This window comes from Methylophilus rhizosphaerae, assembly GCF_900100975.1.
Taxonomy (GTDB): domain Bacteria; phylum Pseudomonadota; class Gammaproteobacteria; order Burkholderiales; family Methylophilaceae; genus Methylophilus; species Methylophilus rhizosphaerae.
The window spans coordinates 1-4,923 of sequence record NZ_FNFX01000009.1 but is presented as its reverse complement, the minus strand read 5'-3'; the positions used below and the strand labels follow the sequence as shown (position 1 = coordinate 4,923).

General features: G+C 49.7%; 2 tRNA genes and 2 rRNA genes. All 4 read left to right on the top strand.

Annotated features, from left to right (window positions below):
• Positions 1-87: 87 nt before the first annotated feature.
• Positions 88-1,626 (top strand): 16S ribosomal RNA (locus BLP53_RS13455).
• Between the two features lie 88 nt (positions 1,627-1,714).
• Positions 1,715-1,791, top strand: a tRNA-Ile gene (locus BLP53_RS13450).
• A 9-nt stretch (positions 1,792-1,800) separates the two neighbouring features.
• Positions 1,801-1,876: transfer RNA gene (locus BLP53_RS13445), tRNA-Ala, on the top strand.
• 368 nt (positions 1,877-2,244) lie between these two features.
• Positions 2,245-4,923 (top strand): 23S ribosomal RNA (locus tag BLP53_RS13440); the annotation flags it as partial.

Sequence of the window (4,923 nt, the reverse complement as noted above, 5' to 3'; positions counted from 1 at the left end):
TTTTTACACACATACCTTGAAATGAATTTGAGATATAAGCGAATCGAATACCGCCTCGAAAGAGGTAAAAAGTAATAGTTAGGAATTAAACTGAAGAGTTTGATCCTGGCTCAGATTGAACGCTGGCGGAATGCTTTACACATGCAAGTCGAACGATGAACCTTAGCTTGCTAAGGGGATTAGTGGCGAACGGGTGAGTAATATATCGGAACGTGCCTTGTAATGGGGGATAACTAGTCGAAAGATTAGCTAATACCGCATACGCCCTGAGGGGGAAAGTAGGGGATCTTCGGACCTTACGTTATAAGAGCGGCCGATATCTGATTAGCTAGTTGGTGGGGTAATGGCCTACCAAGGCATCGATCAGTAGCTGGTCTGAGAGGACGACCAGCCACACTGGAACTGAGACACGGTCCAGACTCCTACGGGAGGCAGCAGTGGGGAATTTTGGACAATGGGCGCAAGCCTGATCCAGCCATTCCGCGTGAGTGAAGAAGGCCTTCGGGTTGTAAAGCTCTTTCGCAAGGGAAGAAAACTTACTCAATAACACTGAGTGAGGCTGACGGTACCTTGATAAGAAGCACCGGCTAACTACGTGCCAGCAGCCGCGGTAATACGTAGGGTGCGAGCGTTAATCGGAATTACTGGGCGTAAAGCGTGCGCAGGCGGTTTGGCAAGTCAGATGTGAAATCCCCGAGCTCAACTTGGGAACTGCGTTTGAAACTGCCAGACTAGAATATGTCAGAGGGGGGTAGAATTCCACGTGTAGCAGTGAAATGCGTAGAGATGTGGAGGAATACCAATGGCGAAGGCAGCCCCCTGGGATAATATTGACGCTCATGCACGAAAGCGTGGGGAGCAAACAGGATTAGATACCCTGGTAGTCCACGCCCTAAACGATGTCTACTAGTTGTTGGTGGAGTAAAATCCATGAGTAACGCAGCTAACGCGTGAAGTAGACCGCCTGGGGAGTACGGTCGCAAGATTAAAACTCAAAGGAATTGACGGGGGCCCGCACAAGCGGTGGATTATGTGGATTAATTCGATGCAACGCGAAAAACCTTACCTGGCCTTGACATGCCACTAACGAAGCAGAGATGCATTAGGTGCCCGTAAGGGAAAGTGGACACAGGTGCTGCATGGCTGTCGTCAGCTCGTGTCGTGAGATGTTGGGTTAAGTCCCGCAACGAGCGCAACCCTTGCCATTAATTGCCATCATTTAGTTGGGCACTTTAATGGGACTGCCGGTGACAAACCGGAGGAAGGTGGGGATGACGTCAAGTCCTCATGGCCCTTATGGCCAGGGCTTCACACGTAATACAATGGTCGGTACAGAGAGTTGCCAACCCGCGAGGGGGAGCTAATCTCAGAAAGCCGATCGTAGTCCGGATTGTTCTCTGCAACTCGAGAGCATGAAGTCGGAATCGCTAGTAATCGCGGATCAGCATGTCGCGGTGAATACGTTCCCGGGCCTTGTACACACCGCCCGTCACACCATGGGAGTGGGTTTTACCAGAAGTAGTTAGTCTAACCGCAAGGGGGACGATTACCACGGTAGTATTCATGACTGGGGTGAAGTCGTAACAAGGTAGCCGTATCGGAAGGTGCGGCTGGATCACCTCCTTTCTAGAGAAGATCACTTAGGCTACAAGCATTCACTCTTATCAGTCATCTGGAAATTAAGCAGCAACAAAGATTTAGGCAAACCGCCTTAGGGTCTGTAGCTCAGCTGGTTAGAGCACCGTCTTGATAAGGCGGGGGTCGTTGGTTCGAGCCCAACCAGACCCACCACTTTATATTGGGGGATTAGCTCAGCTGGGAGAGCACCTGCTTTGCAAGCAGGGGGTCGTCGGTTCGATCCCGTCATCCTCCACCAATGCTTTGGTGTCTTTGTTGCGGTTTAGAGATTAGAAGCAAATGTTACTTGATTGGTAACGATCAAATAATGTTTGCTTCTGGTTTTTAAACGATTAGTTTAAATGCTAAGACTGCTCTTTAACAAAATGGAAGAAGTAAAGGAATATAGGTTGTGTGATGACAACTTATATTCAATGGGCGATATTATTTTTTAACCGGAAATAATATCGATTGATTGCAAAATCATAAATATTAAACACAAGTTGAGAAGCTTCAGCGATGAAGCGAATCTAACGAGGTTTGATAGTGCTTTAGAATTACCTGTAACGCGTGTCTCATGCACGATGAAATCTGGATTTAAAAAGGGTTTAGGTTTTAACGTTATAGGGTCAAGTGAATAAGTGCATATGGTGGATGCCTTGGCGATTACAGGCGATGAAGGACGTGATAGCCTGCGAAAAGCTTCGGGGAGCTGGCAAATAAGCTTTGATCCGGAGATGTCCGAATGGGGAAACCCACCCGCAAGGGTAACCGCTCCTGAATATATAGGGAGATGGTGGCGAACCGAGTGAACTGAAACATCTAAGTAGCTCGAGGAAAAGAAATCAACCGAGATTCCGTAAGTAGTGGCGAGCGAACATGGAATAGCCTGTTATTTTTAGCAGATGCGATAGTAGAACGGAATGGAAAGTCCGACCGTAGTGGGTGATAGTCCCGTATACGAAATCCCGTTTGTGGAACTAGGGTAACGAAAAGTAGGGCGGGGCACGAGAAACCTTGTCTGAACATGGGGGGACCATCCTCCAAGGCTAAATACTCGTAATCGACCGATAGTGAACAAGTACCGTGAGGGAAAGGCGAAAAGAACCCCGGGAGGGGAGTGAAATAGATCCTGAAACCGTATGCATACAAACAGTGGGAGCGGACTTGTTCCGTGACTGCGTACCTTTTGTATAATGGGTCAGCGACTTACATTCAGTGGCAAGCTTAACCGATAGGGGAGGCGTAGAGAAATCGAGTCCGAATAGGGCGTTTTAGTCGCTGGGTGTAGACCCGAAACCAAGTGATCTATCCATGGCCAGGATGAAGGTGCCGTAACAGGTACTGGAGGTCCGAACCCACAAATGTTGAAAAATTTGGGGATGAGCTGTGGATAGGGGTGAAAGGCTAAACAAACTTGGAGATAGCTGGTTCTCTCCGAAAACTATTTAGGTAGTGCCTCGTATTTAACTCTCGGGGGTAGAGCACTGTTATGGCTAGGGGGTTCATAAGAACTTACCAAACCATTGCAAACTCCGAATACTGAGAAGTTCAATTACGGGAGACAGTCCATGGGTGCTAACGTCCGTGGACAAGAGGGAAACAACCCAGACCGACAGCTAAGGTCCCAAATGACGTGCTAAGTGGAAAACGAAGTGGGAAGGCATAGACAGCCAGGATGTTGGCTTAGAAGCAGCCATCATTTAAAGAAAGCGTAATAGCTCACTGGTCGAGTCGTCCTGCGCGGAAGATGTAACGGGGCTAAGCACGTAACCGAAGCTTCGGACGCCAGTTTACTGGCGTGGTAGGAGAGCGTTCTGTAGGCCTGCGAAGGTGTGCTGTGAGGCATGCTGGAGGTATCAGAAGTGCGAATGCTGACATGAGTAGCGATAAAGGGAGTGAAAAGCTCCCTCGCCGAAAGCCCAAGGTTTCCTGCGCAACGTTCATCGGCGCAGGGTGAGTCGGCCCCTAAGGTGAGGCAGAGATGCGTAGCTGATGGGAAACAGGTTAATATTCCTGTACCTCAATACAATGCGATGTGGGGACGGAGAAGGTTAGGTCAGCCGGGTGTTGGATGTCCCGGTTCAAGCGTGTAGGTTGGTTCTTTAGGCAAATCCGGAGAGCTAAGACTGAGACGTGATAACGAGCGTACTTGTACGTGAAGTGATTGATACCATGCTTCCAAGAAAAGCCACTAAGCTTCAGTTGTATTAAGACCGTACCGCAAACCGACACAGGTGGGCAGGATGAGAATTCTAAGGCGCTTGAGAGAACCCGGGAGAAGGAACTCGGCAAATTAGCACCGTAACTTCGGGAGAAGGTGCGCCCCGGTAGCGTGTAGAGATTTACTCTTGAAGCGTGATGGGGTTGCAGTGAAAAGGTGGCTGCGACTGTTTAATAAAAACACAGCACTCTGCAAACACGAAAGTGGACGTATAGGGTGTGACGCCTGCCCGGTGCTGGAAGATTAAATGATGGGGTGCAAGCTCTTGATTGAAGTCCCAGTAAACGGCGGCCGTAACTATAACGGTCCTAAGGTAGCGAAATTCCTTGTCGGGTAAGTTCCGACCCGCACGAATGGCGTAACGATGGCCACACTGTCTCCTCTCGGGACTCAGCGAAGTTGAAATGTTTGTGAAGATGCAATCTCCCCGCGGCTAGACGGAAAGACCCCATGAACCTTTACTGCAGCTTTACATTGGACTTTGACAAGATTTGTGTAGGATAGGTGGGAGCCTGTGAAACGTGGTCGCCAGATCATGTGGAGGCATCGTTGAAATACCACCCTGATGTTGTTGAGGTTCTAACCTAGGTCCGTAATCCGGACTGGGGACCGTGTATGGTAGGCAGTTTGACTGGGGCGGTCTCCTCCCAAAGAGTAACGGAGGAGTGCGAAGGTAACCTAGGTACGGTCGGAAATCGTACTGATAGTGCAATGGCATAAGGTTGCTTGACTGCGAGACGGACAGGTCGAGCAGGTGCGAAAGCAGGTCATAGTGATCCGGTGGTTCTGTATGGAAGGGCCATCGCTCAACGGATAAAAGGTACTCTGGGGATAACAGGCTGATTCCTCCCAAGAGTTCATATCGACGGGGGAGTTTGGCACCTCGATGTCGGCTCATCACATCCTGGGGCTGTAGCCGGTCCCAAGGGTATGGCTGTTCGCCATTTAAAGTGGTACGTGAGCTGGGTTTAAAACGTCGTGAGACAGTTTGGTCCCTATCTGCCGTGGGCGCTGCAAGTTTGAGGGGACCTGCTCCTAGTACGAGAGGACCGGAGTGGACGCACCTCTGGTGGACCAGTTAT